The organism is Streptomyces sp. ADI96-02 (assembly GCF_003846185.1).
GTDB lineage: Bacteria > Actinomycetota > Actinomycetes > Streptomycetales > Streptomycetaceae > Streptomyces.
Genome location: NZ_ML123034.1, coordinates 3,652,840 through 3,678,944, shown reverse-complemented (window position 1 = coordinate 3,678,944; position 26,105 = coordinate 3,652,840). Strand labels below are relative to the sequence as shown.

Sequence of the window (26,105 nt, the reverse complement as noted above, 5' to 3'; positions counted from 1 at the left end):
GTCCCATGACTGCTGTCGACGCCCGACCGGAGACCTCCGCGGGCCCCCGCCCCGAGTCCGCGCCGGGACTGCGGTTCCCCACCGGCTTCCGCTGGGGGACGGCCACCGCCGCCTATCAGATCGAGGGAGCGCACGCCGAGGACGGCCGAACGCCGTCCATCTGGGACACCTTCAGCCGGACAGCCGGCAAGGTCCGCAACGGCGACACCGGCGACATCGCCGCCGACCATCTGCACCGGATGCCGGACGACGTGGCGCTGATGAAGGACCTCGGCGTCACCGACTACCGCTTCTCCATCTCCTGGCCCCGGGTCCAGCCGACCGGCCGCGGCCCGGCCGCGGAGCGCGGACTCGACTTCTACCGGCGGCTGGTGGACGAACTGCTGGACGCCGGGATCCGGCCGGTCGCCACGCTCTACCACTGGGACCTGCCGCAGGAGCTGGAGGACGCGGGCGGCTGGCCCGAACGGGACACGGCCCACCGGTTCGCCGAGTACGCCGGGCTGGCGGCCGACGCGCTGGGCGACCGGGTGGCGACCTGGACGACGCTCAACGAGCCCTGGTGCGCGGCGTTCCTCGGCTACGGCAACGGGGTCCACGCCCCCGGCCGCACCAGCGACCTCGCGGCCCTGCGCGCCGCCCACCACCTCAACCTGGCGCACGGCGCGGGCGCCGCCGTCCTGCGCGGCCGACTGCCCTCCTCCGCCGAGATCTCCCTGACCCTGAACCTCCACGCGCTGCGCCCGCTCGCGGACACCGAGGCGGACCGGGACGCGGTGCGCCGGATCGACGCGGTGGCCAACCGGATCTTCCTCGACCCGGTCTTCCACGGCCGGCTGCCCGCGGACCTGGTGGCGGACACGGCGGCGGTCACGGACTGGGCGTTCGTCCGGGACGGCGACCTGGAGGTGACGTCCGCCCCGATCGACTCGCTGGGCGTCAACTACTACGCGCCCAGCGTCGTCTCGGCGGGCGCGTCCCCGTCCCCGTCCCCCTGGGCGGGAGCCGAGCGGCACGTGGCGTTCACTCCGGCGGACGGCCCGCGCACCGCGATGGACTGGCCGGTGGACGCGAACGGCCTCCACGAACTGCTGACCCGACTCCGCGACGAACTGCCCTCCCTGCCACTGCTGGTGACGGAGAACGGGGCGGCGTACGACGACTACGCCGACCCGTCGGGCCAGGTCCACGACCCCGAGCGGGTGGCGTACCTGGACGCGCACCTGACCGCCGTGCACCGGGCGATCGCGGACGGGGCGGACGTGCGCGGGTACTTCGTGTGGTCGCTACTGGACAACTTCGAGTGGTCCTACGGCTACAGCAAGCGGTTCGGCATCGTGCACGTCGACTTCGCGACCCAGCGCCGCACGCGAAAGGACAGCGCCCGCTGGTACGCGTCCGTCATCGCCCGCGGCGGCCTGGAACACCCGTGACCCGCCGCCCGGTACGGGGCGGGGCGGTGCGCCCGGCGGCCCCGGCGAGGCGACCGGAGCGCCGCCGGGCGGGAGTTCACGGTCCGTCACCCTGGTCTGATTGCTACGCCCCGCGTACTACGCAGCGCGTATCATCGCGGAAACCGGCCGGAGAAGGAGCATCAGATGACCCTGCGAACCCACGACGCCCAGACCCTCGTCCTGTGCGCGCTCGCCGACGGGCCGCTGCACGGTTACGCGATCAACGCCGCCGTCGAGGAGCTGGCGGGCCGGCGGCTCGGGCCCGGGAGTCTGTACGGGGCCGTGGCGCGGCTGAAGGCCAAGGGGCTCGTGGAGCCGGTGGAGGCCGCAGGGCGGCAGCGGCCGGTCCGGCTCACCGAGGAGGGCCGGGCGGCGCTCGCGCGGGAGGCGGAGTCGATGGTCCGTGTGACCGGACACCTCTTCGAGGCCGCCACCCCCGACGAGGTCGCCTACCTCGACCGGGTGGCCGCGACCGACGTGGCGCACGCCTACAAGCGCGTCATGCTCGACGCCCTCGGCGCGCGCCCCGGCGAGCGCGCCCTCGACCTCGGCTGCGGGCCCGGTACGGATCTCGGCCTGCTGGCCGACGCCGTCACCCCGGCCGGTTCGGTCATCGGGCTCGACGTCAGCCCCGACATGGCCGAGCGGGCGCGCCGCCGCACCGCCGACCGCCCGGCGGTCGCCGTGCTGACCGGCGACGTCCACGCGCTGCCCCTGGCGGACGGCAGCGTCGACCGCGCCTGGACCGACCGCGTCCTCCAGCACGCCGTCGATCCGGCGCGGGCGCTCGCGGAGGCCCGTCGCGTCCTGCGGCCCGGGGGCCGGCTCGTGATGGCCGAGCCCGACTGGGACTCGCTGGCCGTCGACCACCCGGACCTGGAGACGTCCCGCGCCTACACACGGCACATCACGGACCGGATCGTGCGCAACGGCGTACTGGGGCGCCAACTGCCCCGACTCGCCGAGGAGTCGGGCTTCGACGTGCCCGCGGTCACGCCCATGGCCTCCGTCTTCCGCGACGCCCGCGCGGCCGACCGGGTCCTCGGATTCCAGCGCAACACCGAACGGGCCGTCGCCGCGGGCTATCTGAGCGCCGACGCGGCGCGGCCGTGGCTGGACCACCTGGCGTCCGGCCCGTTCCTCGCGACGCTGACGCTGTACGTCGTCGTGGCCGAGGTACCGGGCGGACGCACGGCGGACGGCGACGCGGGGCGGTCGAACGCCGAGAGCGGCGCTCAGTCCGCGCGGGCGTCGTAGAGCGGCCCCCAGTCGATGTGGCCGCCCTCCGTGCCGGGCGCCACGACCTCGAAGGTCCGGTCCAGGAAGCGCAGCAGCGGGGTGCGCTCGACCAGGACCAGGGCGTAGTTCCCGACGGCGCCCAGGCGCAGCAGCGTCCGGTTGTAGGGGGCGGGCCGGATGCGGATGTCCCCGCCGCCGGCCGGCGCCTCCGTTCCGAAGCGGAGCATGTCGCGCTCCAGGTCCCAGACCACCGCCTCCTCGGGCAGCTGGAAGGCGAACCGGACGGCGAAGGGATCGTGCGAGCGGTAGCTCACCTCGGTGGCGAGCGGGAAGCGCAGGTCGTCGACGAGCTGGTGGGTGGTGGTCCTCCACGTGAGCTCTCGGCAAGGGGGCAGCGAGACGGAACCGGGGTGGGGCACGGACGATCCTCGGTAGGGCGTCCTCCTGGATGTGGACGCGTCGCCTCTCCCATCACCCCGTTCCCGGCCCTCACACCTGGCTCACGTGCGAAGGGGGTGAGGCATATGTCGGCTTGCGGAGGAGATCGTCAATCGGTCACCTATGTTTCACCTATCCGAGTGAAACAAGGCGCGCCATGCGGACCGTAGGGTTCCGGATGGCGCGTGCGGGTCGGGGCGGGTCGTGTGACCACCGTCACCTCCTTCTTTCGCTCCCCGTGTCGACCGGATGACCGGTGGCGGGCGTATGCCCGGTGAAGCGAGAGATCCGGGAGCCGTTGTTGACCGTCGAGGAGTACGAAGAGTTCTACGCCCAGAGCGCCGCGCGCCTCACCGGGCAGTTGTACGTGATGCTCGGCGACCTGCACGAGGCGCAGGACGTCGTGCAGGAGGCGTTCGTCAAGGCGTGGAACCGTCGGCGGCAACTGGACCGCGACGGGCAGCCGGAGGCGTGGATCCGCACGGTCGCGTGGCGGCTGGCGGTGAGCCGGTGGCGCGTACGGCGGCGGGCGGCGGACGCGTGGACGCGCAGCGGCGCGCCGCCGGACGCCGACGGGCCCGGCCCGGAGCGGGTGGCGCTGGTCGAGGCACTGCGCGGGCTGCCGGCCCAGCAGCGCCGCACGCTGACCCTCCACTACCTCTGCGACCTGAGCGTCGATCAGATCGCCCGGGAGACCGGCCTGTCCACCAGCACCGTCAAGACGCACCTGGTCCGGGGACGGGCCGCACTGTCCGGCCGCCTCCAGGACCCGCGCGCCGAGGAGGGAACCGATGACTGAGCCCCACGACCCGCTGCGCTCCCTGTTCCAGCAGGCCGCCGCGTCCGGACAGGCCCGTGCCGCCACCGCGCCGATGGCACGCATCGCCGAACGCGGACAGCGGGCCCGCCGACGCCGCCTCGCCGTGCTCGCCGCTACCGCGTGCGCCGTCCTGACCTGCGGCAGCGTGGCCGCCGCGGCACTCATGGCGGGCAACCCGCAGCCCCCCGTACCGGCCACGAGCCCGTCGCCCAGCCCCTCCCCGACCACGCCCCCGCCACCCGGCGCGACCCAGCCGCCCACGCCACCGGGCCCCACGCCGACCACACGGCAGAGCGGAAACCCGCCCGAGGGCCCGCCCGCCACGGGCCGCACGTCGCTGGGCCCGTCGCCCTCCGAGACCTCCACCACCTCCCGTACGTCCACCACCTCACGCGCCTCCACCACCGCCGCGCCCTGACCCCTGACCTCGACACCCTGACCGCCGCACCCACCCGGGAGAACCCGCCATGTCCGCTGCGCCGTCGCGGCTGCGCCCGAGCGCGCCGACGCCCGTACACCGCTCCGCCCTGCGGGAGCGACCGGCCGCGGGCCTCCGCGCCGGGAGCCGCCGCGCCGACCGCGACGTGCTCTGGCTCTACCTGCTCTCGCGCGCGGGCGTCTGGGCCACCGCGTACTGCGCCCGGTGGCTGTTCCCCGCCGACCGCGACGCCCGCCGCCCCGCCCCCGTGCTGAGCACGTTCGAGCAATGGGACTGGGGTCACTACCTGCGCATAGCGCGCGAGGGTTACTTCCCCGGAAGCGCGGGCCCCTGGCAGAGCGGATGGGACAACCGCGAGGCGTTCTTCCCCGGCTTCCCGCTCACCCTGCGGGCGGTCCACGCCGTGGTGCCGAGCTGGACCGCGGCCGGGCTGCTGATCTCGTTCGCGGCCGGGGCGGTCGCCGTGCTGGCACTGGCCCGGATCGCCCGGCTCCATCTGCCGGAGACGATCGCGGACCGGCGCGCCGTGCTCCTGCTGCTGTGCTCGCCGTGCGCGGTCTTCCTCGCCGTCGGCTACACCGAAGCCCTCTTCCTCGCCCTGGCGCTGCCCGCCTGGCTCGCCGCCCAGCGGGGCGACTGGCGGCTCGCCGCGATCCTGACCGCCCTGGCCACCACCGTCCGGGTCAGCGGCCTCTTCCTCGCCGCCGCCGTGGCCCTCCACTTCCTGCTCACCGCGCGCGCCGACCGGCCGTGGCGCGCGTGGCCCTGGCTCGCGCTGCCCGCCCTGCCGGTCGCGGCCTTCACCGGTTTCCTGCACGCCCGCACCGGCGACTGGATGGCGTGGCAGCACGCCCAGGAGCGGGGCTGGTACCGCGCGTTCCACCCGCCGTGGGAGACCTGGGCCAACACCTGGCGCGACGCCTTCGACCGCACCCGGACCACCGACTACGCCTTCATGTTCCAGGCCGAACTGGCCGCGCTGGCCGTCGGCGTGCTGCTGTGCGGACTGCTCCTGCTACGCCGCCGCTGGCCGGAGGCCCTGTACGTCGGGCTCAGCCTCTGCGCGCTGGGAACGTCGTACTGGTACACGTCCATCCCCCGCGCCACGCTCCTGTGGTGGCCGCTGTGGATCGCGCTGGCCGGGTGGTCGCTGCGCGGCCCGCGGTTCCTCGTGGCCCACCTCTGCCTCGCCGCGCCGGTCACGACCGTCTTCGCCCTGGCCTTCTTCACCGGGCGCTGGGCGGGCTGACGCCCGGGGCCCGGCCGGGCCCCGGGCACGCCACAGGGGCGGCGCCTCCGGTGAAGGAGGCACCGCCCCTGTGGGACGTGCGCAGGACGTCGATCGTCAGGAGACCGGGGTCTCCGCGGCGATCAGAAGTCCATGTCACCGCCCGGCATGCCGCCCGGGGCAGCCGCGCCGGCCTTCTCGGGCTTGTCGGCGATGACGGCCTCGGTGGTGAGGAAGAGCGCGGCGATGGACGCGGCGTTCTGCAGAGCGGAGCGCGTGACCTTCGCCGGGTCGAGAATGCCCTCGGCGATCATGTCGACGTACTCGCCGGTCGCGGCGTTGAGGCCGTGACCGATCGGCAGGTTGCGGACCTTCTCCACGACGACGCCGCCCTCAAGGCCACCGTTGACGGCGATCTGCTTGAGCGGGGCCTCCAGCGCGAGCTTCACGGCGTTGGCGCCGGTCGCCTCGTCGCCCGTGAGGTCGAGCTTGTCGAAGACGGCGGCGGCCTGGAGCAGAGCCACGCCGCCACCGGCGACGATGCCCTCCTCGACGGCGGCCTTGGCGTTGCGCACCGCGTCCTCGATGCGGTGCTTGCGCTCCTTGAGCTCCACCTCGGTGGCGGCGCCGGCCTTGATGACGGCCACGCCGCCGGCCAGCTTCGCCAGACGCTCCTGGAGCTTCTCGCGGTCGTAGTCCGAGTCGGAGTTCTCGATCTCGGCACGGATCTGGTTGACGCGACCCTGGACCTGGTCGCTGTCACCGGCGCCGTCGACGATCGTCGTCTCGTCCTTGGTGATGACGACCTTGCGGGCACGGCCGAGCAGGTCCAGGCCGGCGTTCTCCAGCTTGAGACCGACCTCCTCGGAGATCACGGTGCCACCGGTGAGGATGGCGATGTCCGCGAGCATGGCCTTGCGGCGGTCGCCGAAGCCCGGGGCCTTGACGGCGACGGACTTGAAGGTGCCCTTGATCTTGTTGACGACCAGGGTGGAGAGCGCCTCGCCCTCGACGTCCTCGGCGATGATCAGCAGCGGCTTGCCCGACTGCATGACCTTCTCCAGCAGCGGGATCAGGTCCTTGACGCTGCCGACCTTCGAGTTGACGATCAGGATGTACGGGTCGTCGAGCGACGCCTCCATACGCTCCATGTCGGTGGCGAAGTACGCCGAGATGTAGCCCTTGTCGAAGCGCATACCCTCGGTGAGCTCCAGCTCCAGACCGAAGGTCTGGGACTCCTCGACGGTGATGACGCCTTCCTTGCCGACCTTGTCCATCGCCTCGGCGATCTTGGCGCCGATCTCGGTGTCGGCGGCGGAGATGGAGGCGGTCGAAGCGATCTGCTCCTTGGTCTCCACGTCCTTGGCCTGCTCCAGCAGCGCGGCGGAGACGGCCTCGACGGCCTTCTCGATGCCCCGCTTGAGCGCCATCGGGTTGGCTCCGGCGGCGACGTTGCGCAGACCCTCGCGGACGAGCGCCTGGGCGAGAACGGTGGCGGTGGTCGTACCGTCGCCGGCGACGTCGTCCGTCTTCTTGGCGACCTCCTTGACCAGCTCCGCACCGATCTTCTCGTACGGGTCCTCGAGCTCGATCTCCTTGGCGATGGAAACACCATCGTTGGTGATCGTGGGCGCGCCCCACTTCTTCTCGAGGACGACGTTGCGGCCCTTGGGGCCGAGGGTGACCTTGACGGCGTCGGCGAGCTGGTTCATCCCGCGCTCGAGACCGCGCCGTGCCTCCTCGTCGAACGCGATGATCTTGGCCATGTGAAGTGGTCCTCCCGGACAGGGGTGGATTGCTCCGGACCGAGTGGCGCCCGCGACGGACGGCCTGCTGCCCGGTGGTTCCTTGCCCCACCGCGCCTGCGGGCCTCACCGGCCCGGTCCAAGTTCTGTCACTCTCACCTGGAGAGTGCTAACGCCAATGATTAGCACTCGACCCCTGCGAGTGCAAGCGCCTTCGAGGAAGGCTCGCTGACGGAGGACAGCCGGATGGCGGGCGCGCGGGGACGCACGAAGGGCCCGCGCCCTGGTGATCCGGGGTTCGGGCCCTTCGTGCGTGAGTAGTGTCGTGGAACGACCGCGCCGAGCTCAGCCGACGGCGAGCTTGACCATGTCGGCCTGGGGCCCCTTCTGGCCCTGCGAGATCTCGAATTCAACTCGCTGACCCTCTTCGAGGGTGCGGTACCCGTCCATCTGGATCGCGCTGTAGTGGACGAAAACATCCGCACCACCGTCGACCGCGATGAAGCCGTACCCCTTCTCCGCGTTGAACCACTTGACGGTGCCCTGAGCCATGCCTAACTCCCCTATTACTGGCCCTTGCACAGGACCGCACTTCGCGGGCCCGGGTCTCCGCCCACCCTCCGACAGGAGAGGGTGCGCGGCGCCGGAGCGCTTCGACCGCGGCCGAATGTATCTGCCCAACTGCCCTCCGCAACAGGTCAATCGGACGAGAAATCCGGGCACGGGAGAACGCACGAACATGCGGAATTACAGAGATTCCTGGGCAAGTCGGGCCAGGCAAAGGCCGCTTATGTCGCAAAGGGGGTGAGCACTTTGGCTGTTTCTTATCGGGTCCGGGCGCATTCTGATATGCGGGCGGCGCGATCAGCGCGGGGCGCTTCCCCAACTGTACCGCGCTCAACCCTACAGAATTGCCCCCTCCGCTTCCGTGGCGGAGGGGGCAATCACGGTGGGGCGCGAGGTCGCGGACGCGGTCAGCAGCCGCCCGCGACCGCCGGGATGATCGAGACGCCGGCGCCGTCCGGCGTCGCCGCCTCCAGGCCGCCCTCGAAGCGCACGTCGTCGTCGTTGACGTAGACGTTCACGAACCGCCGCAGCCGGCCCTCGTCGTCCAGGACGCGGGCGGCGATGCCCGGGTGGTTCTCCTCCAGGGACGCGATGACCTCGGAGAGCTTCGCGCCCTCCGCCGGGACCTCGGCCTGACCGCCGGTGTACGTGCGGAGGATGGTGGGGATGCGGACCTTGACGCTCATGGTGGTGCCCTTCTTCGGTCTCGGGTGGACGGGCGGACGGCTCAGACGGAGGCGAGGCCCGCGTCGCGGAACGCGTCCAGGCTCGGCTTGATGGTCGCCGTCGCCTGCGAGGTCGCGGCGACCGCGTCGAGCGTCTTGAGCCCGTCGCCGGTGTTCAGCACGACGGTGGTGAGCGACGGGTCGATCAGCCCGGCCTCGATCAGCTTCTTCGTCACGCCGACCGTCACCCCGCCCGCCGTCTCGCCGAAGATGCCCTCGGTGCGCGCCAGCAGCTTGATCGCGTCGACGACCTGCTCGTCGGTCACGTCCTCCACCGCGCCGCCGGTGCGCCGGGCGATGTCCAGCACGTACGGGCCGTCGGCCGGGTTGCCGATCGCCAGGGACTTGGCGATCGTGTTCGGCTTCTGCGGGCGCACCACGTCGTGCCCGGCCTTGAAGGCGGTGGCGACCGGGGAGCAGCCCTCGGCCTGGGCGCCGAAGATCTTGTAGGGCCGGTCCTCGACCAGGCCCAGCTTGATCAGTTCCTGGAGCCCCTTGTCGATCTTGGTGAGCTGGGAGCCGGAGGCGATCGGGATGACGATCTGATCGGGCAGCCTCCAGCCGAGCTGCTCGCAGATCTCGTACGCCAGGGTCTTGGAGCCCTCGCCGTAGTAGGGCCGCAGGTTGACGTTGACGAAGCCCCAGCCCTCGCCGAGCGGGTCGCCGATGAGCTCCGAGCAGAAGCGGTTCACATCGTCGTAGTTGCCCTCGATGCCGACCAGTTCGCCGCCGTACACCGCGGCCATGACGACCTTGCCCTGCTCCAGGTCGTGCGGGATGAACACGCAGGAGCGCAGTCCGGCGCGGGCGGCGGCGGCGCCGACCGCTCCGGCCAGGTTGCCCGTGGAGGAGCAGGAGAGGGTGGTGAAGCCGAAGGCGCGGGCGGCCTCGACGGCGATCGCGACGACGCGGTCCTTGAAGGAGTGCGTCGGGTTGCCGGAGTCGTCCTTCACGTACAGGCCGCCGGTGACGCCCAGCTCGCGGGCCAGGTTGTCGGCCTTGACGAGCTTGGTGAACCCGGGGTTGATGTTGGGCTTCTCGGCGACGTCGGCCGGGACGGGCAGCAGCGGCGCGTACCGCCAGATGTTGTCCGGGCCGGCCTCGATGCGCTTGCGCAGCTCTTCGGGCGAGCCGGTGGGCAGGTCGTACGCCACTTCCAGCGGCCCGAAACAGGAGGCGCAGGCGAAGAGCGGGCCGAGGGCGAAGCGCTCGCCGCACTCGCGGCAGGAAAGCGCCGCCGCGGGACCGAGGTCCACGGAAGAGGCGGTGTCTGCTGCGACGGTCTGAACAGCCATGATGGCGGAGGCCCTTTCTCCTCATCTTCCTCACGGCGCGTTTCGCCGCAAGACGGAATTGGCACCTTCCCCACCGTGACCTCGCGGTCGGCAGGAGGGTTGCCGGGACTTCAACGGGCCGTTCCCTCAGTCCCTCTGGATGAGCTCTATGGCACTGGATCTTCGATCCAGGCGTTTATCCGCGGTCCGACCCCGACATGCGACGGCCATCCGCGTTGTTCAAGACTGTAACCGAAGCATCGGACCGTTGAGATAGTCGTCCGAACCGCGAGATGGATCACACGCAGGGAGTTCAGACCGTGCTCGAAGAGGTGGAACGCTGGCTGACCAGGCGTTCCTGGTCGGCCGCCGACCGCCCGCTGAACCGGCTCACCGAGGCCCGGGAGGCCGACCCGCGCCGCTCGACGGTGAGCGTGGTGCTGCCCGCGCTGAACGAGGAGGCCACCGTCGGCGCGATCGTGGCGACGATCCGGCGCGAGCTGATGGAGAAGGTCCGGCTCGTCGACGAACTGGTGGTGATCGACTCCGGTTCCACGGACGCCACAGCCGCCGTCGCGCGCGCGGCCGGCGCCCGGGTGGTGCACCGGGACGCGATCCTCCCCCGGATACCGGCCCTGCCCGGCAAGGGCGAGGTGCTGTGGCGGTCGCTGCTGGTGACCGGCGGCGAGATCGTCTGCTTCGTCGACGCCGACCTCCAGGACTTCTCCGCCGACTTCGTCTCCGGCACCGTCGGCCCGCTGCTGACCGATCCGGCGGTCCAGTTCGTCAAGGCGATGTACGACCGCCCGCTCGGCGACAGCGCCGGCCAGGGCGGTCGCGTCACCGAACTGGTGGCACGCCCGCTGCTGAACCTGCACTGGCCGCAGCTGGCCGGATTCGTGCAGCCGCTCGGCGGCGAGTACGCGGTGCGGCGCTCGCTGCTGGAGCGGCTGCCGTTCCCCGTCGGGTACGGCGTGGAGCTGGGGCTGCTGGTGGACGCGCTGCACACGGTGGGCCTGGACGCGCTGGGCCAGGTGGACGTCGGCGTACGGCGCCACCGCCACCAGGACGGGCAGGCGCTGGGCCGGATGGCGGCGGCCATCTACCGCACCGCGCAGCTCCGGCTCTCCCGCGGCCATCTGGTGCGGCCCTCGCTGACCCAGTTCGAGCGGGGCGAGGACGGCTTCGTGCCGCGCACCCACGCGGTGGACACGGAGGAGCGCCCGCCGATGCGGGAGATCGCGGAGTACGCGGAGCGCCGCGCGGCGTGAGGCCCCGGGGTTCGGGCTCCGGGTTCGGCCTCGGGGCTCCGGGCTCCGGGATTCGGGTTCGGGCTGAGCCGAGGAGCCACGGACCCGGGCTTCCTCGGCGGACTTCGCGTTTGGGGGCTTCCCCGACGGGCTAGGTTCCGCTACATGGTCTCCGAGCCCACAGCCCCAGCGACTGCCCAGGTCCTCGTCGCGTCCAACCGCGGCCCCGTCTCGTACACGCTCGGCGAGGACGGGTCGCTCGACGCCAGGCGCGGCGGCGGCGGCCTGGTCTCCGGGCTGAGCGCCGTCGAGGACAAGCTGTGGGTCTGCGCGGCCCTCGGCGACGGCGACCGCGAGGCGGTGCGGCGCGGCGTCGGCGAGCCGGGCGTACGCATGCTGGACATCGACGCCGACGTGCACGCCGACGCGTACAACGGCATCGCCAACTCGGTGCTGTGGTTCATCCACCACCTGCTCTACCAGACCCCCGTCGAGCCGGTCTTCGACCAGGAGTTCCGGCGGCAGTGGGCCTCCTTCGAGACCTACAACCGGGCCTTCGCCGCCGCGCTCGCCGAGGAGGCGGGCCCCGGGGCGGCGGTCCTGGTGCAGGACTACCACCTCTCCCTCGTCCCCGGGATGCTCCGCGAGCTGCGCCCGGACCTCAGGATCGGCCACTTCTCGCACACCCCGTGGGCGCCCGTGGACTACTTCCGGCTGCTCCCCGACGACATCGCCGAGCAACTGCTGCACGGCATCCTCGGCGCGGACCGGGCGGCGTTCCTGACCCGCCGCTGGGCGGACGCGTTCATGAGCTGCTGCACGGAGCTGCTGGGCGGCACGGGCCGTACCAGGATCGGGGTGCACGGGCTGGGCGCCGACGCGGACTTCCTGCTCCGGCGCTCGCGGGAGCAGGACGTGGAGGAGCGGATGGCCGCACTCCGCGAGCAGGTCGGCGAGGGGCGCAGGACCGTCGTCCGGGTGGACCGCACCGAGCTGTCGAAGAACATCGTGCGCGGCCTGCACGCCTACCGCACCCTGCTCGACACCCGCCCCGAGTGGCGCGAGCGCGTCGTCCACGTCGCCTTCGCCTACCCCTCCCGGCAGGACCTCGCGGTCTACCGCGACTACACGGCCGCCGTGCAGACCCTGGCCGACGAGATCAACACGGCGTACGGAACGCCCGGCTGGACGCCCGTGGTGCTGCACGTGAAGGACGACTTCGCCCGCTCGCTGGCCGCGTACCGGCTGGCGGACGTGGCCCTGGTCAACCCGATCCGCGACGGCATGAACCTGGTGGCCAAGGAAGTGCCCGTCGTCTCCGACCACGGCTGCGCGCTGGTGCTGTCGCGGGAGGCCGGGGCGTACGAGGAGCTGGGCGAGGACGCGATCGTGGTCAACCCGTACGACGTGACGGGCACGGCCGAGGCCCTGCACCGGGCGCTGTCGATGGACGGCGACGAGCGGGCCGGACGCACCGAGCGCCTGGCCGCGGCGGCGACGGCGCTGCCGCCGCAGCAGTGGTTCCTGGACCAGTTGGAGGCGCTCCGCCGGGACTGAGCGGGCGGCGCGGCGCGGGCTCCCTTCAGATGCTCCGGGCGAGCGCCGCGAGCAGGCCGACGACGGCCGCCGGTCCGGGCACCAGGAGGTCGGCCCGCGCGGCCAGTTCCGGCGCCTCGGCACTGCCGCTGCACACCAGCAGTCCGGGGACGCCGTCCGCGCCGCCGCCGCGCAGCCGCTCCACCGCGGCGAAGGCGGCGAGGTCCCCGAGGTCGTCGCCCGCGTACAGCACGGACTCGGCGTCGGCCTCCCGGACGTACTCGGCCAGCGCGACGCCCTTGTCCATGCCCGGCGGACGCAACTCCAGCACCAGACGCCCCGGTTCCACGATGAGTCCGTGGCGCGCGGCCAGTTCGCCCAGCGGGCCGCGCAGCGTCTCGAAGGTCGCCTGCGGGTCCTCGGCGCGGCGGGTGTGGACCGCGACGGCGTGCCCCTTGTCCTCCACCCAGGTGCCGGTGCGCGCGCCCAACCCGTCGAGCAGCGACGGGAGCTGGGCCCGCACGGGCGCGATGCCGGGGTGCGGGGCGGGGGTCTGCACGGTGCCGGTCACGGCGTCCCAGCGCTCCGCGCCGTAGTGGCCGAGGACGACGAGCCGTTCGAGGCCGGGGACGCCCGCGAAACCGCCGTGGTGCACGGCGACCGCCGCCGGCCGCCCGGTGATCACGGCGACCGATGCGACCTTCGGGGCGAGCGCGGCGAGCGCGGGCACGGCGCCGGGGTGGGCGCGGGCCTGTTCGGGGTCCGGGACGATGTCGGCGAGCGTGCCGTCGAAGTCGAGCGCGACGACGGCGCGGTCGGGGCGGGCGAGGATGGCGTTCAGGCCCTCGCGGCCGGCCGGGGTGGTCGGGGTCGGCAGGGTTTCCGGGTGACTGCCCATACGGCGACCCTACCCGGGTACGCCCGGAACACCGGCGTCCTCGCGAGCACGGAACGCCTTCGCCGTACGCCCTCGCCGTACTCGCCCGGCGGAAGGGTACGGGCACGGGCGGCGAACGGGTACGGCGGACGGACGGGGGCGGCGGACGGGGGCGGCGGACGGGCGTCCCGTCAGCGGCGTCCTCGCCTGGCGGCCCGGACGCGCCGCAGCCGGTTCACCGTCACCGGGTCCTCCCGCAGGGCGCGCTCGTCCTCGATCAGCGCGTTCAGCAGTTGGTAGTAGCGGACCGGCGAGAGGCCCAGCTCCTCCCGGATCGCGCGCTCCTTCGCGCCGGGCCCGGCCCACGACCGCCGCTCCAGCGCGAGCATGGCCAGCTCCCGGGCGGACAGCGCGCGGACCTCGGACCCGGGGTCGGCCCCGGGCGCGGGGTCATCGGCCCGGTCGGAGGGGTCACCGGCCCGGTCGGCGGGATCGTGGTCGGAAGCGGTCATATCACCCAACCTAACCTCCGACACGGACACCGACACCGCTCCCGGTACCGGCCCCGCGCCCGCCCCGGCTCCCCGCCCCGGCCCTGCCTCCACCGCTACTCGGCGTTCTCCGCCTGCGTCGCCTCGGCCGCTATCGCGCCCAGCACGCTCTCCGGGCTGCCGCCCGGCGCGACCGCGTCGCCGATGTTCTTCTTGATCGACTCGCTCGCCGTGGCCCAGGACGTCTTGCCGAACGGGTAGAGCTGCGAGTTCGGCAGCGCCGCCAGGAAGTCGCGCAGCGGCTTGTGCTTGGTGTCGGTCTCCATCGCGGCGGACGCGCTGCCGGTCACCGGGAGCAGGTCGTACTGGTCGGCGAAGGTCAGGACGTTCTCGTCGGAGTAGGCGTAGTCGAAGAACTTGCCGACGGCTTCGCGGTTGCCGTTCTGCTTGAAGCCCATCATCCAGTCGGCGACGCCCATCGAGCCCTCGCTCGGGCCGTCGACGCCGGGCAGCGGCACCATGCCGACGTCGACGCCCTCGGCCTCGGCGTCCTCCATCAGCGTGGGGTGGCCGTTGAGCATGCCGACCTGGCCCTTGGTGAACGCCTCGAACGCCTTCGCCCGGTCGAGTTCGCCCGGCTCGACGGGGCCGGTGAGGCCCTTGCCGACCAGGTTGTCCCGGAGCCAGCGGAAGGTCGCGATGTTCTCCGCCGAGTCGATGTCGTACGCGCCGACGTCGTCGGTGTACCCGCCGCCGCCGCTGAGCAGCCACATCAGCGTCTCGGCCTGGGACTCCTCCGGGCCGAGCGGCAGGGCGAACGGGTACTCGACGCCGCGCTGCTTCAGGGCGGCGGCGTCGCTCTGGATGTCGTCCCAGGTCTCCGGGGCGTCGAGGCCGGCCTGGTCGAAGAGCTTCTCGTTGAAGAAGAGCAGCCGGGTGCTGGCGACGAACGGGAGGCCGTACAGCGAGCCGTCGACCTTGCCCGCGTCGGTGAGCGAGGGAAGGAAGTTCGCCTGGGTGCGGATGGCGAGCATCTGGTCGGCGGAGTAGAGCTTCCCGGCCTTGGCGTAGTCGGCGTACGCGCCGATCTGGGCGATGTCGGGGGCCTTGCCCGCCTTCACCATCTCGGCGACCTCGCGGTCGACGTCCTTCCAGGAGTAGACGTTGACGTCGACCTTGATGTCGGGGTTCTCCTTCTCGAACCCCGCGGCGACCGCGTTCCAGTACTTCTCGGAGCTGTTGGCCGAACCGGTGCCGTAGTCGGCGGCGACCAGTTCGAGCGTCACCTTGCCCGAGCCCGTCTCACCGCCGCAACCCGACAACGTTGCCGTCATACCCAGCGCGGCCACCACCGCGGTCAGACCCATCAAGCGCCGCTGCACAGCCTCGCCCATCCTCGTCGATCACCCGGTTCGCGGACGGCGGACGACAGGGTCGCCGTACGGTCCGGGCATCGGCCTCGGCGGCGCCACCCGCGCCGTCGCCGTCCGGATGAACTGCGATTTTCCCCTACGCCGCGGCGAAGGTCTACACCACCGGCGTATCGCTTCGGCAACACCCGAGGGCCCCGCAGGCCCCCAACTGCCGTACGCCCCCTGGCAGTCGGAGACCGCAGACCGTATCTTGGTCCAGACCATCGTGTGCACCCCCGGGCGGTTCGGGACGCTATGTCAGCGCTTTCCCGTCGGAAACGACCACCCTTCACTCGTTCATCATTTTGTATGGATGCGCAACAAACCGCGCTAGTGGACTAGACCTTTTTGGGGTCGGCGGGCGAAACTGTCTCCTGTGAGACATGTCATCGCCCTCGATGTGGGCGGCACCGGAATGAAGGCCGCCCTGGTCGGGACCGACGGCACGCTCCTCCACGAGGCGCGGCGGGCCACGGGCCGGGAGCGCGGCCCCGACGCGGTCGTCGAGACCATCCTCGCGTTCGCCGCGGACCTGCGCGCCCACGGGCAGGAGCACTTCGGCGAGAGCGCGGTCGCGGCCGGGGTCGCCGTGCCCGGCATCGTCGACGCCGGGAAGGGGATCGCGGTGTACGCGGCGAACCTGGGCTGGCGCGACGTACCGCTGCGCACCCTCCTCGGCGAACGCCTCGGCGGCATCCCGGTCGCCCTCGGCCACGACGTGCGCACCGGCGGCCTCGCCGAGGGCCGCATCGGGGCCGGCCGCGGCGCCGACCGCTTCCTCTTCGTGCCGCTCGGCACCGGGATCGCCGGGGCCATCGGCATCGCGGGCGCCATCGAGGCGGGCGCGCACGGATACGCGGGCGAGATCGGCCACATCGTGGTGCGGCCGGACGGCCCGGACTGCGGCTGCGGCCAGCGCGGCTGTCTGGAGACCCTGGCCTCCGCCTCCGCCGTGACCCGGGCCTGGGCCGCCGCCTGCGGCGACCCCGGGGCCGACGCCGCCGACTGCGCCAAGGCCGTCGAGTCCGGCGACCCGGCGGCGATCGGCGTCTGGCGGAACGCGGTCGACGCGCTCGCCGTCGGCCTGGTCACCGCGCTCACCCTGCTGGACCCCCGCACGCTCATCATCGGTGGCGGTCTCGCCGAGGCGGGGGAAACCTTGTTCACACCACTGCGTGCGGCCGTCGAGGAACGCGTCACGTTCCAGAAGCTGCCCCACATCGTCCCGGCGGCCCTCGGGGACACCGCCGGATGCCTGGGCGCAGGGCTGCTCGCCTGGGATCTACTCGCCACGGAGGTATCCGCCTGATGGCCCCACGCGCAGAAAGAACCGTTCTCGCCGGCGCCCGGGTGGTGCTCCCCACCGGCACCGTCGAGGACGGCAGAGTGGCCGTGGAGGGCGCCCGGATCTCCGGCAGCGCGCCGGAGAGCGCCCGGACCGTCGACCTCACCGGCCACTGGGTGGTCCCCGGCTTCGTCGACCTGCACAACCACGGCGGCGGCGGCGCGTCCTTCACCTCCGGCACCGTGGAGGAGGTCCTCACCGGCGTCCGTACGCACCGCGAGCACGGCACCACCACCCTGGTCGCCTCCACCGTCACCGGCGAGCTGGACTTCCTGGCCCACCGCGCCGGCGTCCTGTCCGAACTGGTCGAGCAGGGCGACCTGGCCGGCATCCACTTCGAGGGCCCGTTCATCTCGCCGTGCCGCAAGGGCGCCCACAGCGAGAGGCTGCTGCGCCACCCGGACCCGGCCGAGGTCCGCAAGCTGCTGGACGCCGCCCGCGGCACCGCCCGGATGGTCACGCTCGCCACCGAACTGCCCGGCGGCATCGACTCGGTGCGGCTGCTCGCCGAGCACGGGGTGATCGCCGCGATCGGCCACACCGACGCCACGTACGAGCAGACCGTCGCGGCGATCGACGCCGGCGCCACCGTCGCCACGCACCTCTTCAACGCGATGCCTCCGCTGGCGCACCGCGATCCGGGCCCGATCGCCGCCCTCCTGGAGGACGAGCGGATCACCGTCGAGCTGATCAACGACGGCACCCACCTGCACCCGGCCACCCTGGGGCTGGCCTACCACCACAAGGGCGCGGACCGGGTGGCGCTGATCACCGACGCCATGGACGCGGCCGGCTTCGGCGACGGGCGCTACCAGCTCGGGCCGCTCGCCGTCGAGGTCACCGACGGCGTCGCCCGGCTGGTGGAGGGCGGCTCCATCGCGGGCTCCACCCTCACCCTGGACACCGCGTTCCGCCGGGCCGTGACCGTCGACCGGCTCCCGGTCGAGGACGTCGTCCGCTCCATCTCCGCCACCCCCGCCCGGCTGCTCGGCGTCGACGACCGGGTGGGCTCGCTGGAGCCGGGCAAGGACGCCGACCTGGTCGTCCTCGACGAGGACTTCGTCCTCAAGGGCGTCATGCGCCGCGGCGAGTGGATCATCGAGCCCAAGACGGCGTGAGCACGGCCGCCCGGGACCGCGCCCCGAGGCGCGGTCGCGGCGCGCGGTCCCGGCGCGCGCGCACGTAACGAAGAGATGGCGGTCGGTCCCCGGGGCTGGGCCGTCCGCCGTCTCTTTGACATGATCACCAGGCTCGCGCTCACCGGAGGCGGGCTCGTACCGCCGGGGGCCACGGATCGAAGGAGGGGTCGGTACAGGTGATCCTGACCGTCACTCTGAACACCGCGCTCGACGTCACCTACACCGTCGACGCACTCGTCCCGCACAGCAGCCACCGGGTCGGCGAGGTGTCCGAGCGCCCCGGCGGCAAGGGGCTCAACGTCGCCCGGGTGCTCGCCGAGCTGGGCCACGAGAGCGTGGTCACCGGCTTCGCCGGCGGCACCACCGGGGCCGTCCTGCGCGACCTCCTCGCGCCGCTCGCGCCCCGCGACGCGCTCGTCCCGGTCGCCGGGAACACCCGCCGCACGCTCGCGATCACCGACCGCTCCAGCGGCGACACCACCCAGCTCAACGAGCCGGGACCGCAGGTCAGCACCGAGGAGTGGGCCGCCTTCCTCACGGCCTACACCGAACTGGCCGCCGAGGCCGACGCGATCGCCCTCTGCGGCAGCCTGCCGCCCGGCATCCACGTCGGCGCGTACGCCGAGCTGGTCCGGATCGCCCGCGCCGCCCGCGTCCCGGTCCTGCTCGACACCAGCGGCGAACCGCTGCGCCGCGGCATCGCCGCCCGCCCCGACCTGGTGAAGCCGAACGCGGACGAACTGGCCCAGCTGACCGGGGCCCGCGAGCCGCTGCGCGCGGCGAACGACGCCCGGCGGCGCGGCGCGCACGCCGTCGTCGCCTCCCTGGGGCCGGACGGCGTGCTCGCCATCACCCCGGAGGGCGGCTGGCGGGCCGCCCCGCCCGCCGCCGTGCGGGGCAATCCGACCGGCGCGGGCGATTCGGCGGTGGCCGGACTGCTCTCCGCGCTGGTCGAGAAGCTGGCCTGGCCGGACCGGCTGGCCCGGGCCGTGGCCCTCTCGGCGGCCACCGTCCTCGCCCCGGCCGCCGGGGAGTTCGACTCCGCCGCCTACGCGGAGCTCCTGGAACGCGTCACGGTCGAGCCGTACCCGCCCACGCCCTGAAACGCCGCGTCCGGCGACGCCTCGGGGGCGCCGCCGGACGGCAGGACGGCTGGGTGGTGACGGAGTGGGATCAGGACGTGCCGTGCCCCGACTTCAGCTCCAACTGGTCGAGGTTGGCGTCGCACTGGTCGCCGGTCTCGCAGGACAGCTTGAGCGTGTTGGAGCCCTTGTCGAGCTGGACGTACGCGTACGTGTTGGTCCAGCCCTTCGCCAGATCGCCCTCCGGGGCGTTCGCGAAGTTCTTCATGTTGATGGAGCGGGGATCCTGCGCGTTGACCGTCAGGGTCGTCTTCGCGTCCTTGCCGGGCACGCCGTACGTCACGTACAGGGTGTACGCGCCGGCCTCCGGCACCTCGACCGTCCAGGTGGCCGACCGGCCGACCTCGTTCAGGTTGATGTAGTTGCCGTTCGCGCCCTTGGCGCCCTTGACCGTGCTGTCCAGGGACGCCGTGCCGCCGAGCGTCAGCGTCGCCGCGTCCTGCTTGGGCAGCTCGACCGGCTTGGGCGGCTCCTCGGCCTTCGGCGGCTTCTTGGACTCCTCGACCTCACCGGCGGGCCCGGCCGACGATCCGGTCTCCTCCCGCGCCGTGTTCTCGTCGCCGTCCTCGCCGGTCAGCAGCGCCGCGCCGATCCCGATGAGGACGACCGCGACCACGGCGACCGCCGCGATGAGCAGTGCCTTGGTGTTCGGGCCGCCGCGGCCCGTGCCGCCGCCCCGGCCGCCCTGCCCGGCGGGCGCGCCGCCGGGGTGGGTCTCGGGCGCGGCGTACTGGGCGTTCGGCCGGGTGTACTGCGGTGCGGACTGCTGGCCGTACTGCTGCTGGGGCGGGTAGCCGTAGCCCTGCTGGGGCGGGACCTGCTGCTGCCCGTACTGGCGCTCGCCGACGGTCCGCACCTGGTTGTACGACGTCCTGGGCACGCCCGGCTGCGCGGCCGGACCCGGGTAGCCGTAGCCGCCCTGGCCGGGCGGCTGGGCGCCTGCCGCCTGTCCGTCCGCGTACAGGTAGCCGAACGGATCGTCGTCCTCGGGCTTGCTCGCGCCGTTGTTTCCGGCCGTCATCCCTGGGTCACTCCTCACCATCTCGCCAGCCGTCGCCGACCGGCCGAGCCTACCTCGAACGGAGCACCGTCCGGATGGCGCGTCCGCCCGCGCACCGGTCCGCGCGAACGGGCACGGGGCCCGGGACGAAGGCCCGGCGAACGTCACCCGGCCCTGCGGTGAACCTTCGAGCGGGACCGCTTCTCGACGTACATCCGCTGGTCGGCGGAGCGCAGCACCTCTTCCGCCGTCATCCCGCACTCGGCCCAGCCGATGCCGAAGCTCGCCCCGACGCGGACGGCCCGGCCATCGACCCGAATGGGCGGAATGATGGCATTGCGCAGGCGTACGGCCAGGTCAGCGGCGTCCGCCGCGCCGAGGCCGTCGGCGAGGACGACGAATTCGTCACCTCCGAGCCGCGCGACGGTGTCACCGTCGCGTACACAGGTGCTCAGCCGCCGCGCCACCTCGATGAGCACGGCGTCACCCGTGTGGTGCCCGAAGCGGTCGTTGATGGACTTGAAGCCGTCGAGGTCGCAGAAGAGCACCGCGAGCCCCTTCGTCCCGTCGCCGTGCTCCGGGTAGGGGGCGACGGCGTGCACATGGTGGTCGAAGGGCCCGTCGCCGGGCATCGTGTCCCCGTCGTAGCCGTCGTAGCCCTCGTACCCGTCGGGCTGGTAGCCGTGGGCCGGGGCCGAGTCGACGCCTCCGTACGCCGCGTCCAGCGCCTCGACGGCCGACGCGGTGGGCGAGTGGGGCCGCTCGCACAGCCGGGCGGCGAGGCGCGAGCGCAGCTCGGCGCTGTTGGGCAGACCGGTGAGCGCGTCGTGCGAGGCGCGGTGGGCGAGGTTCAGCTCGTGGCGCTTGCGTTCCTCGATGTCCTCGACGTGGGTGAGCAGGAAGCGCGGCCCGTCGGCGGTGTCGGCGACGACCGAGTTCCGCAGGGAGACCCAGAGGTAGGTGCCGTCCCGGCGGGCGAGCCGCAGCTCCGCCCGGCCGCCCTCGGCCGAGGTGCGCAGGAGGGTGCCGACGTCCTCGGGGTGGACCAGGTCGGCGAAGGAGTAGCGGCGCAGGACGGAGGCGGGCCGGCCGAGCAGCCGGCACAGCGCGTCGTTGGTGCGCAGCAGCCTGCCGTGCTGGTCGCCGCCCATCTCCGCGACGGCCATGCCGCTCGGCGCGTACTCGAACGCCTGGCGGAAGGACTCCTCGCTGGCCCGCAGCGCCTGCTGCTCGCGCTCCAGCCGGACCAGGGCGCGCTGCATGTTCGCCCGCAGACGGGCGTTGCTGATCGCGATGGCCGCCTGGGACGCGTACATCTGGAGCGCCTCGCGGCCCCACGCGCCGGGGCGCCGCCCGTTGCGCGGCCGGTCCACGGATATGACGCCGAGGAGGTCCCGGCCACCGCCGGAGGCGTACATCGGGGCGTACAGCCGGTCCAGCGGATGCCACTCGTCCTCGAACCGCGGCTCGGGCCCCTCGGTGTGCCACTGCGGTACGTCGTCGTCGAGCAGGACCCAGCCCTCGGTGTGCGGGATGAACCGCAGCTGGTCCCACGCCTCGCCCATGCTCAGCCGGCGCTCCCACGAGGCGCGGGAGCCGACGCGGCCGGTGATCAGGGCTTCGGCGGCGGCGTTGCCCGCGAAGGCGGCGATGACGAGGTCGCCGTCGGGGCGGACCAGGTTGACGCAGCCCAGCTCGTAGCCGAGACCGGTGACGATGCCGTCGGCCACGGTCTGCAGCGTATCCGCGAGACTCCGCGCCGTGTTGAGATCAGCGACGGCCTGGTGCAGCTGCCGCATGGTCGCAAGGCGGACGTAGGGCTCCGACTCGGCCTCCATTGCTCGCACTCCCCGAGACCTCGACAGCAACTCCAGGTTTCATATCGACGTACTTGTTGCAGTGTCACGGTCACTGAATCACAGTGAGCTGTGCACCCGGTACACAGGGTCAGCGGAAAATGGACTCTGTGACTCAAGTCACAACAGATGGTCAAGATATCGCGCGGCCCCTTGACACGGCCCGCTGTTTCCCTGGAGCAGATCCGGCGGCGGCACGCCCGCCGCCCGGTGATCGCCCGCCTGACGCCACTGCGGACGGGACCCCGGTCCTAGGACCGGCCTCGTCCCGTGGCCCGATGCGGCGGCGGCGCACCCGCGGCTAGCGTGCAGTTGTGTTGCAGACGAAGACCTCCTCCGGTTCCGAGCCCGTCCCCCATGCTGAGGGGGTGAGCAACGACGAGTTCCGTTCAGCACTCGCGCGGCTGGCCGCGGGGGTGGTGCTGGTCACCGCCCAGGAGCCGCCGCTCGACGAGCACGGCCGCGGGGAGGACGTCGGGATGACGGCGACCGCCTTCATGTCGGTGTCCCTGGACCCGCCGCTGGTGACGGTGAGCCTGCGCAACGACTCCCGGATGGACGACCTGCTCTCCGAGCAGCCGCTGTGGGCCGTGTCCGTCCTCGCCGCGAGCCAGCGGCACATCGCCGGACGGTTCGCCATGAAGGGCCGCATCAGCGACCGGCTGCTGTTCGAGGACGTCGCGTACGTCCGGGGCGAGGTGACGCACGCGCCGCTGATCGGCGGAGCGCTGGCGACGCTGGAGTGCCGCACGGAGCAGCGGGTGGTGGCCGGGGACCACACGCTGGTGATCGGCCGCGTCCTCACGGCCCGGCTGCCCAGCGCGGACGGCGACCCGCTGGCGTACTTCAAGGGCCGCTACCGGCAGCTGGGCTGAGGCGTAGGGGCCGGTAGCGGGCAGCTCGGCCGAGGCGTCCGGCGGGAACCCGCTCGCGCGCCGGCTCCCCCGCCGCGCCGCCCCCGGTTCGCGGCCGGCTGCTACCAGTCGCGGCCGGAGCGGCCCCGCTTGGTGTCGCCGCGCTGCTTCTTCTCGCGCAGCCTGCGCTCGTTGATCCCGCGCGGGACCTTCCGCTTGATCCGCGGCTTCGGCGGCGGCGCCGTGGCCTCGGCCAGCAGGGCGGCCAGGCGGACGGCGGCCGTCTCGCGGTTGCGCCACTGGGAGCGGTGCTCGGAGGCCCGTACGGACACCACCCCGCCCACCAGGCGGCCCGCCAGCCGCTCCAGCGCCCGCGCCTTCCAGACGTCGGGCAGCGCGTCCGTCGCCGCGAGGTCGAAGCGCAGCTCCACCTGGGAGTCGCTGGTGTTGACGTGCTGGCCGCCCGGTCCGGAGGAGCGCGAGAAACGCCACATCAGCTCGGCCTCCGGCAGGGAGACCGAACCGCGGATGACATAGGGCCCGGACATGACACCCATGGTCCCTGCCGCGCACCGCGTTCGTCACCTTCTTTTGCCCGGTCGCGTGATTCGTTCCCGCACAGCCGTGCGGGCCGCCAGCCCGGAGGTTCGGCAAACAAAGTAAAGAACCAGGAACCTCGTGGTCTGCTCCTTGCGTTAGGACGGGTGACGGTAGCTTTCGTGAACAGCACGAAATCCCGCACACGACGAGGAAAGGGACTTCCCATGGCAGTAAGCCTGTCCAAGGGCGGCAACGTCTCGCTCACCAAGGAGGCCCCGGGCCTGACCGCCGTCACGGTCGGCCTCGGCTGGGACGTCCGCACCACCACCGGCACCGACTTCGACCTCGACGCCTCGGCGATCGCGGTCACCGCGGCGGGCAAGGTCGTCTCCGACGGCCACTTCGTCTTCTTCAACAACAAGTCGACGCCGGACCAGACCATCGTGCACACCGGTGACAACGTCACGGGTGAGGGCGAGGGCGACGACGAGCAGATCAACGTCAACCTGGCGGGTCTGCCGGCCGACGTCGACAAGATCGTCTTCCCGGTCTCCATCTACGACGCCGAGGCCCGCAGCCAGAACTTCGGCCAGGTCCGCAACGCGTTCATCCGCATCCTCAACCAGGCCGGCGGCGGCGAGATCGCCCGCTACGACCTGAGCGAGGACGCCGCCACCGAGACCGCCATGGTCTTCGGCGAGCTCTACCGCAACGGCGCCGAGTGGAAGTTCCGCGCGGTCGGCCAGGGCTACGCCTCGGGCCTGCGCGGCATCGCCCAGGACTTCGGCGTCAACCTCTGACCCGAGCCCTCCTGTCGGAGCCCCCGGTCGCGTCGGCGGCCGGGGGCTCCGGCGTGCCACGCCCGTCGGCCCGGGGCTCCCGCATGCCACGCCCCGTCATATCGCCGCCGTCGCCGCCGTCCTGTTCGCCAATCACACCAGTTCACCGAATAGCGGACAGAAAGCGGCCCCAGTCGTACAAGAGCTGGTCAAAAACTTGTGAGGCAATTGTCGCGACCCCGTCAACACCCGTCATTCGGTGGCACGCTCTCCGCTCGTAGTCCCCCCACAGGACGACCGACGGAGAAGACGAATGAACCTCCACACCACCCCCCACCGCACCACCCGCCGGCTCGCGGCACTCGCCGCCACCGCCGCGATGGTGGTCGCCGGCCTCCAGGCGGGAGCGGCCGTCGCCGCCCCCGCAGCCGACCCCTCCACGCCCGCCCCCGCCGCCTCCACGGCCGCGGCGCTCGGCGTGAACCCCTCCGCACAGCGCACCGCCGCGATCAAGTCGGCACAGACGCGAACCGCTTCGGCGGCGAAGGCCCTCGGCCTCGGCGGCCGGGAGAAGCTGATCGTCCGCGACGTGATCAAGGACGCCCGGGGCGCGGTGCACACCCGCTACGAGCGCACCTACGACGGACTGCCCGTCCTCGGCGGCGACCTGGTCACGCACACCGCCGCCGACGGCGACCTCACGGGCGTGGACAAGGCGACGAAGGCCGAGATATCCGTGCCCTCGACCACGCCGGAGCTGAAGAGCGCGGCCGGCGCCCGCAAGGTGATCTGGGCGGGCGGCGGCAAGCCCGTCCTCGCCTTCGAGTCGGTCGCCTCCGGCGTGCGGAAGGACGGCACGCCCAGCCGCGTCCACACCATCACCGACGCCGCCACGGGCAAGAAGCTGCACCGCTACGAGGCGGTGGAGACCGGCGTCGGCAACAGCCAGTACAGCGGCGAGGTCGAGCTGACCACCGCCAAGGGCGGCTCGGGCTTCGAGCTGACCGACGGCGACCGCGGCGGCCACAAGACGTACGACCTGAAGCAGGGCACCTCCGGCACCGGCGACCTGATCACGGACGCCGACGACACCTGGGGCAACGGCGCGGGCGACGACCGGCAGACCGCCGCCGTCGACGCGCACTACGGCGCCGCGAAGACCTGGGACTTCTACAAGACCGCCCTCGGCCGCGACGGCATCGCGGGCGACGGCAAGGCCGCGTACTCCCGGGTCCACTACGGCGACGCCTACGTGAACGCGTTCTGGGACGACAGCTGCTTCTGCATGACGTACGGGGACGGCGCGGACAACAAGAGCGCGCTGACCGCCATCGACGTCGCGGGCCACGAGATGACGCACGGCCTCACCTCGGCCACGGCCAAGCTGGACTACGCCGGCGAGTCCGGCGGGCTCAACGAGGCGACCAGCGACATCCTCGGCACCTCGGTGGAGTTCTTCGCCGACAACACCACGGACGCCGGCGACTACCTCATCGGCGAGAAGATCGACATCAACGGCGACGGCACCCCGCTGCGCTACATGGACAAGCCCAGCAAGGACGGCAGCTCGGCGGACTTCTGGGACGAGAAGCTCGGCGACCTCGACGTCCACCACTCCTCCGGCGTCGCCAACCACTTCTTCTACCTGCTCGCCGAGGGCAGCGGAAAGAAGACCGTCAACGGCGTCGACTACGACTCGGCGACCTCCGACGGCTCCGAGCTCACCGGCATCGGCCGCGAGAAGGCGTACCAGATCTGGTACAAGGCGCTCTCCGTCTACATGACCTCCACCACCGACTACGCGGGCGCCCGCGTGGCGACCGAGAAGGCGGCCACCGACCTGTTCGGCGCGGACAGCGCCGAGCTGAAGGCGGTCTCGGCCACCTGGACCGGGGTCAACGTGAAGTAGCGCACGACGCTCGGCACACCGGCACACCGGCACACCGGAGACGGAA

General features: G+C 72.5%; 24 protein-coding genes and 1 riboswitch. Of the genes, 13 read left to right on the top strand and 11 right to left on the bottom strand.

Features of this window, described 5'->3' with window-relative positions; all coding sequences use genetic code 11:
* The first annotated feature begins 5 nt into the window (after nucleotides 1-5).
* On the top strand, nucleotides 6-1,433 hold the full coding sequence (locus EES43_RS16175; RefSeq protein ID WP_124269371.1) for a GH1 family beta-glucosidase: 1,428 nt from the start codon (nucleotides 6-8) through the stop codon (nucleotides 1,431-1,433).
* 171 nt (nucleotides 1,434-1,604) lie between these two features.
* Nucleotides 1,605-2,711 carry a methyltransferase domain-containing protein gene (locus EES43_RS16170; RefSeq protein WP_124272013.1) on the top strand — a complete coding sequence of 369 codons (1,107 nt, stop codon included), beginning with the start codon at nucleotides 1,605-1,607 and terminating at the stop codon, nucleotides 2,709-2,711.
* Here EES43_RS16170 and EES43_RS16165 read toward each other — a convergent pair.
* Complete coding sequence (locus EES43_RS16165; RefSeq protein WP_124269370.1) at nucleotides 2,690-3,112, bottom strand: SsgA family sporulation/cell division regulator; 423 nt, start codon at nucleotides 3,110-3,112, stop codon at nucleotides 2,690-2,692. The two genes, EES43_RS16170 and EES43_RS16165, sit on opposite strands and share 22 nt — an antisense overlap.
* A gap of 320 nt (nucleotides 3,113-3,432) precedes the next feature.
* On the opposite strand from EES43_RS16165, the gene EES43_RS16160 reads away from it, so the two are divergent.
* From EES43_RS16160 to EES43_RS16150, 3 genes are read left to right on the top strand one after another with little or no spacing between them, the layout of a single operon-like run.
* Entirely contained in the window at nucleotides 3,433-3,930 is a 498-nt protein-coding gene (locus EES43_RS16160) for a SigE family RNA polymerase sigma factor (RefSeq protein ID WP_124272012.1), read from the top strand.
* Nucleotides 3,923-4,369, top strand: a complete 447-nt coding sequence (locus tag EES43_RS31010) for a hypothetical protein (protein WP_206430063.1) — start codon at nucleotides 3,923-3,925, stop codon at nucleotides 4,367-4,369. The genes EES43_RS16160 and EES43_RS31010 overlap by 8 nt, the downstream gene beginning before the upstream one ends.
* 49 nt (nucleotides 4,370-4,418) lie before the next feature.
* Nucleotides 4,419-5,639 (top strand): mannosyltransferase family protein, encoded by a 1,221-nt coding sequence (locus EES43_RS16150; protein ID WP_124269369.1) that lies wholly within the window; start codon nucleotides 4,419-4,421, stop codon nucleotides 5,637-5,639.
* A gap of 122 nt (nucleotides 5,640-5,761) precedes the next feature.
* On the opposite strand, the gene groL is transcribed toward EES43_RS16150, so the two are convergent.
* The 4 genes from groL to thrC all read right to left on the bottom strand — a co-directional run bounded on the left by groL (nucleotide 5,762) and on the right by thrC (nucleotide 9,950).
* Nucleotides 5,762-7,384 carry a chaperonin GroEL gene (groL, locus tag EES43_RS16145; protein WP_124269368.1) on the bottom strand — a complete coding sequence of 541 codons (1,623 nt, stop codon included), beginning with the start codon at nucleotides 7,382-7,384 and terminating at the stop codon, nucleotides 5,762-5,764.
* 324 nt (nucleotides 7,385-7,708) lie between these two features.
* On the bottom strand, nucleotides 7,709-7,915 hold the full coding sequence (locus EES43_RS16140) for a cold-shock protein (RefSeq protein WP_003967346.1): 207 nt from the start codon (nucleotides 7,913-7,915) through the stop codon (nucleotides 7,709-7,711).
* A gap of 422 nt (nucleotides 7,916-8,337) precedes the next feature.
* Complete coding sequence (locus EES43_RS16135) at nucleotides 8,338-8,616, bottom strand: MoaD/ThiS family protein (protein ID WP_124269367.1); 279 nt, start codon at nucleotides 8,614-8,616, stop codon at nucleotides 8,338-8,340.
* A 41-nt stretch (nucleotides 8,617-8,657) separates the two neighbouring features.
* On the bottom strand, nucleotides 8,658-9,950 hold the full coding sequence (gene thrC, locus EES43_RS16130) for a threonine synthase (protein WP_124269366.1): 1,293 nt from the start codon (nucleotides 9,948-9,950) through the stop codon (nucleotides 8,658-8,660).
* Between the two features lie 18 nt (nucleotides 9,951-9,968).
* Nucleotides 9,969-10,096, bottom strand: a riboswitch (SAM riboswitch).
* Between the two features lie 153 nt (nucleotides 10,097-10,249).
* On the opposite strand from thrC, the gene EES43_RS16125 reads away from it, so the two are divergent.
* Nucleotides 10,250-11,200 carry a glucosyl-3-phosphoglycerate synthase gene (locus EES43_RS16125; RefSeq protein ID WP_124269365.1) on the top strand — a complete coding sequence of 317 codons (951 nt, stop codon included), beginning with the start codon at nucleotides 10,250-10,252 and terminating at the stop codon, nucleotides 11,198-11,200.
* Nucleotides 11,201-11,344: 144 nt separating this feature from the next.
* The gene (locus EES43_RS16120) at nucleotides 11,345-12,736 is read left to right on the top strand and encodes an alpha,alpha-trehalose-phosphate synthase (UDP-forming) (protein WP_124269364.1); all 1,392 of its coding nucleotides are present in this window, start codon (nucleotides 11,345-11,347) and stop codon (nucleotides 12,734-12,736) included.
* Between the two features lie 25 nt (nucleotides 12,737-12,761).
* On the opposite strand, the gene otsB is transcribed toward EES43_RS16120, so the two are convergent.
* The 3 genes from otsB to EES43_RS16105 all read right to left on the bottom strand — a co-directional run bounded on the left by otsB (nucleotide 12,762) and on the right by EES43_RS16105 (nucleotide 15,450).
* On the bottom strand, nucleotides 12,762-13,613 hold the full coding sequence (gene otsB / locus EES43_RS16115) for a trehalose-phosphatase (protein WP_124269363.1): 852 nt from the start codon (nucleotides 13,611-13,613) through the stop codon (nucleotides 12,762-12,764).
* Nucleotides 13,614-13,783: 170 nt separating this feature from the next.
* On the bottom strand, nucleotides 13,784-14,104 hold the full coding sequence (locus tag EES43_RS16110; RefSeq protein ID WP_124269362.1) for a DUF3263 domain-containing protein: 321 nt from the start codon (nucleotides 14,102-14,104) through the stop codon (nucleotides 13,784-13,786).
* Nucleotides 14,105-14,199: 95 nt separating this feature from the next.
* Nucleotides 14,200-15,450 carry an ABC transporter substrate-binding protein gene (locus EES43_RS16105; RefSeq protein ID WP_241192656.1) on the bottom strand — a complete coding sequence of 417 codons (1,251 nt, stop codon included), beginning with the start codon at nucleotides 15,448-15,450 and terminating at the stop codon, nucleotides 14,200-14,202.
* Nucleotides 15,451-15,871: 421 nt separating this feature from the next.
* Between EES43_RS16105 and EES43_RS16100 the strand changes: the two genes are divergently transcribed.
* The 3 genes from EES43_RS16100 to EES43_RS16090 all read left to right on the top strand — a co-directional run bounded on the left by EES43_RS16100 (nucleotide 15,872) and on the right by EES43_RS16090 (nucleotide 19,082).
* Nucleotides 15,872-16,804, top strand: a complete 933-nt coding sequence (locus EES43_RS16100) for an ROK family protein (RefSeq protein ID WP_124269360.1) — start codon at nucleotides 15,872-15,874, stop codon at nucleotides 16,802-16,804.
* On the top strand, nucleotides 16,804-17,958 hold the full coding sequence (nagA, locus tag EES43_RS16095) for an N-acetylglucosamine-6-phosphate deacetylase (protein ID WP_124269359.1): 1,155 nt from the start codon (nucleotides 16,804-16,806) through the stop codon (nucleotides 17,956-17,958). Before EES43_RS16100 ends, nagA begins: the two co-directional genes overlap by 1 nt.
* Nucleotides 17,959-18,155: 197 nt before the next feature.
* Nucleotides 18,156-19,082, top strand: coding sequence for a 1-phosphofructokinase family hexose kinase (locus tag EES43_RS16090; RefSeq protein WP_124269358.1), 927 nt, complete (start codon nucleotides 18,156-18,158; stop codon nucleotides 19,080-19,082).
* Between the two features lie 70 nt (nucleotides 19,083-19,152).
* Here EES43_RS16090 and EES43_RS16085 read toward each other — a convergent pair whose 3' ends face one another.
* Both EES43_RS16085 and cdgB read right to left on the bottom strand, forming a co-directional pair.
* On the bottom strand, nucleotides 19,153-20,142 hold the full coding sequence (locus EES43_RS16085; protein WP_124269357.1) for a carbohydrate-binding protein: 990 nt from the start codon (nucleotides 20,140-20,142) through the stop codon (nucleotides 19,153-19,155).
* Nucleotides 20,143-20,285: 143 nt separating this feature from the next.
* Nucleotides 20,286-21,959 (bottom strand): diguanylate cyclase CdgB, encoded by a 1,674-nt coding sequence (gene cdgB, locus EES43_RS16080; RefSeq protein WP_124269356.1) that lies wholly within the window; start codon nucleotides 21,957-21,959, stop codon nucleotides 20,286-20,288.
* 386 nt (nucleotides 21,960-22,345) lie between these two features.
* On the opposite strand from cdgB, the gene EES43_RS16075 reads away from it, so the two are divergent.
* Nucleotides 22,346-22,852, top strand: a complete 507-nt coding sequence (locus tag EES43_RS16075; RefSeq protein ID WP_124269355.1) for a flavin reductase family protein — start codon at nucleotides 22,346-22,348, stop codon at nucleotides 22,850-22,852.
* A gap of 101 nt (nucleotides 22,853-22,953) precedes the next feature.
* On the opposite strand, the gene arfB is transcribed toward EES43_RS16075, so the two are convergent.
* Nucleotides 22,954-23,388, bottom strand: coding sequence for an alternative ribosome rescue aminoacyl-tRNA hydrolase ArfB (gene arfB, locus EES43_RS16070; RefSeq protein WP_124269354.1), 435 nt, complete (start codon nucleotides 23,386-23,388; stop codon nucleotides 22,954-22,956).
* 207 nt (nucleotides 23,389-23,595) lie between these two features.
* Here arfB and EES43_RS16065 point away from each other — a divergent pair, with 207 nt between their 5' ends.
* Both EES43_RS16065 and EES43_RS16060 read left to right on the top strand, forming a co-directional pair.
* Nucleotides 23,596-24,171: a TerD family protein gene (locus EES43_RS16065; RefSeq protein ID WP_124269353.1), complete on the top strand. Its 576-nt coding sequence runs from the start codon at nucleotides 23,596-23,598 to the stop codon at nucleotides 24,169-24,171.
* 292 nt (nucleotides 24,172-24,463) lie between these two features.
* On the top strand, nucleotides 24,464-26,059 hold the full coding sequence (locus EES43_RS16060; protein WP_124269352.1) for a M4 family metallopeptidase: 1,596 nt from the start codon (nucleotides 24,464-24,466) through the stop codon (nucleotides 26,057-26,059).
* Nucleotides 26,060-26,105: the final 46 nt, after the last annotated feature.

Bases quoted from the DNA above. Each gene is read 5' to 3' on its own strand.
- EES43_RS16175 (WP_124269371.1), top strand. From the start codon at position 6: ATGACTGCTGTCGACGCCCGACCGGAGACCTCCGCGGGCCCCCGCCCC.
- EES43_RS31010 (WP_206430063.1), top strand. From the start codon at position 3,923: ATGACTGAGCCCCACGACCCGCTGCGCTCCCTGTTCCAGCAGGCCGCC.
- EES43_RS16150 (WP_124269369.1), top strand. From the start codon at position 4,419: ATGTCCGCTGCGCCGTCGCGGCTGCGCCCGAGCGCGCCGACGCCCGTA.
- groL (WP_124269368.1), bottom strand. From the start codon at position 7,384: ATGGCCAAGATCATCGCGTTCGACGAGGAGGCACGGCGCGGTCTCGAG.
- EES43_RS16140 (WP_003967346.1), bottom strand. From the start codon at position 7,915: ATGGCTCAGGGCACCGTCAAGTGGTTCAACGCGGAGAAGGGGTACGGC.
- EES43_RS16135 (WP_124269367.1), bottom strand. From the start codon at position 8,616: ATGAGCGTCAAGGTCCGCATCCCCACCATCCTCCGCACGTACACCGGC.
- thrC (WP_124269366.1), bottom strand. From the start codon at position 9,950: ATGGCTGTTCAGACCGTCGCAGCAGACACCGCCTCTTCCGTGGACCTC.
- EES43_RS16120 (WP_124269364.1), top strand. From the start codon at position 11,345: ATGGTCTCCGAGCCCACAGCCCCAGCGACTGCCCAGGTCCTCGTCGCG.
- otsB (WP_124269363.1), bottom strand. From the start codon at position 13,613: ATGGGCAGTCACCCGGAAACCCTGCCGACCCCGACCACCCCGGCCGGC.
- EES43_RS16110 (WP_124269362.1), bottom strand. From the start codon at position 14,104: ATGACCGCTTCCGACCACGATCCCGCCGACCGGGCCGGTGACCCCTCC.
- EES43_RS16105 (WP_241192656.1), bottom strand. From the start codon at position 15,450: ATGGGTCTGACCGCGGTGGTGGCCGCGCTGGGTATGACGGCAACGTTG.
- nagA (WP_124269359.1), top strand. From the start codon at position 16,804: ATGGCCCCACGCGCAGAAAGAACCGTTCTCGCCGGCGCCCGGGTGGTG.
- EES43_RS16085 (WP_124269357.1), bottom strand. From the start codon at position 20,142: ATGACGGCCGGAAACAACGGCGCGAGCAAGCCCGAGGACGACGATCCG.
- cdgB (WP_124269356.1), bottom strand. From the start codon at position 21,959: ATGGAGGCCGAGTCGGAGCCCTACGTCCGCCTTGCGACCATGCGGCAG.
- arfB (WP_124269354.1), bottom strand. From the start codon at position 23,388: ATGGGTGTCATGTCCGGGCCCTATGTCATCCGCGGTTCGGTCTCCCTG.
- EES43_RS16065 (WP_124269353.1), top strand. From the start codon at position 23,596: ATGGCAGTAAGCCTGTCCAAGGGCGGCAACGTCTCGCTCACCAAGGAG.
- EES43_RS16060 (WP_124269352.1), top strand. From the start codon at position 24,464: ATGAACCTCCACACCACCCCCCACCGCACCACCCGCCGGCTCGCGGCA.